Origin of the sequence: Planktothrix sp. FACHB-1355 (assembly GCF_014748295.1) — a bacterium.
Lineage (GTDB): Bacteria > Cyanobacteriota > Cyanobacteriia > Cyanobacteriales > Aerosakkonemataceae > Aerosakkonema > Aerosakkonema funiforme_A.
This window is the reverse complement of the sequence record NZ_JACJUP010001269.1, coordinates 1-1,898: the sequence shown is the minus strand read 5'-3', so window position 1 is coordinate 1,898 and position 1,898 is coordinate 1. Positions and strand designations below refer to the sequence as shown.

Annotated in this window: 2 pseudogenes; both read right to left on the bottom strand. The window is 42.2% G+C overall.

Annotated features, from left to right (window positions below):
- Positions 1-773, bottom strand: a pseudogene (locus H6S82_RS31505) (hypothetical protein); the annotation flags it as partial.
- A 237-nt stretch (positions 774-1,010) separates the two neighbouring features.
- Positions 1,011-1,898 (bottom strand): annotated as a pseudogene (locus H6S82_RS31500) (ABC transporter permease); the annotation flags it as partial.

The following is a 1,898-nucleotide window of genomic DNA, read 5'->3' as shown; positions in this document are numbered from 1 at the left end:
ATATTCAGAAGTAAAAATCCCATTAGAAGAGATAAGTTACTACCGATCGGTAAATAAAACCATTGGAAATTGCTGTTATAAATATCTTGTCTTTTTGCCGCATAGAGAACACCCTGGAGAATTTGCAACCAAGGCGATATAAATATCAAGCTTAAAAAGGTGCATGGCCAAGTAAAAAATCCCACTTGGAATGACTGAAGCAGCATCGTACTGTATAATAAGAAGCAACTTGCGCCTATGAGTAGATAAAAGCCAATCAGTAATCCGAAAGGAAAGCCCGCTCCGATCGCAGATGCTAAATGTAAAGGAATAGCTAGCAGGATGCCAATGTAAAGTAAAATAGGAGCGCCAAGAATCTTACCGATTAAGATATTTTCGCTAGATTGGGGGCTCAATTTAATAAAGTTAAGTGTGCCGCGACGCTGTTCTTTGCCCACATCGCCGATCAGCATATGAACGCCACCCACTAATAGCACAAATGCGAAAATTATACTCAGTTGATTAAATAAGTCCAGCCACCAATCTTGCCAATCAATAAGAACGAAACCGGCAGGATTGACAAGGCATTGGAATTGTTTATCTTTTAGGCAATAATTGCTATAATTTTTGCTGCTAAAAACTTGTAGGTAGAAAGGCAGAAAAATTAAGCACTGCGTCACCACAGATACAGCGCCTGCTACTGCTAAATTGCGAAATTTGAGCCGTCCTTTTATTTCTCGGTATAGTTGCGGATTCCAATCACCCAATCTGTCTAACAAACGTAGGTTTATCATGGTATTTTTGCTCATTTATGTCAACTTTAAAATGGAGGTTTGCTGGTTTTTTTGTAATTAATACAAGGGCTCTTTCGGGTTGATTGGAAAAAATGTTTTTTCTGTTCTAACTTTGGTAATGGTGGGTGATAGCACGGCAAATTAATTATCGGTTTTAAGGCTGAAATTATTGTCGGTGCCTAACCCACCCTACGGTTAAATAACTGACAGATGATTGCTGACGCCTGAAGGCTTTTTTTAAGCGCGACGATCGGCTAACAGCGCCTTGGTAGCAGATTCACCAGCTTGTTGCAACTGTCGGGACAATCGCATATTCAACAGTGCTAGGATGGCGAACTGTCCGAGAATTGCCATACATACAGTTGTAATTGCTGTATTTTCCATGATGGCAACCCAAGGGAAAGCGGAGAACAACCAAAGTGCAAAGGGTGGTTTTGCAGAACCGATCGACAAAACGGCAAAAACCAGGGGTGGTAGGACAATTGCCGCACCCAAAGCACCTGCTGCCCACACAGCTTGTTTTTGTGTTCTCATGAATAGCATGAGTTGGGCGATCGCTCCATAGATGGCGATCGTACTCACCATCAGCGCTAAACTGAAAAGAGCTTCACCTTTTTCTGCATCTTGAGGCCAAACGATAATCCAACAAATTAGGGGCAGACAGGCGACGATCGAATTAAGTACGATCGCCATTACGTTCGGGCTTTTTTCACCCCAGATCAAATCCTTCATCAAAGAAGGATTCCAGAACAACTTGCGATGCGCTGCTTTTTCCCGGCGATATCGCGCCCAATCCTGCAATGCTTGTCGGTGAGGTGAAAGTGCCACTATCAAACACAAAAACAGCAGCAAATTGAATACAAGTAGGCTATTCAAGTTATAAGACAACCAATTTGGAAAAGACTGCCATTGCGGCATTTTTTGGATCGCCAATCCCAAAATTACGGTTTCAAAACAAGCTGTCAGCAAGTAACTTTGTCCTTTGCTCAACATTGTTTTGGTGGGATTGGGAAAGCGGCGCATCAAAGATTGCCAAATCCAATAAGTCAACAACCCGCAATTCAATACAGTAAAGGCAACCGCACTGATAATGTTGCTACCTAAAGGCATAGAGAACCATTGCCA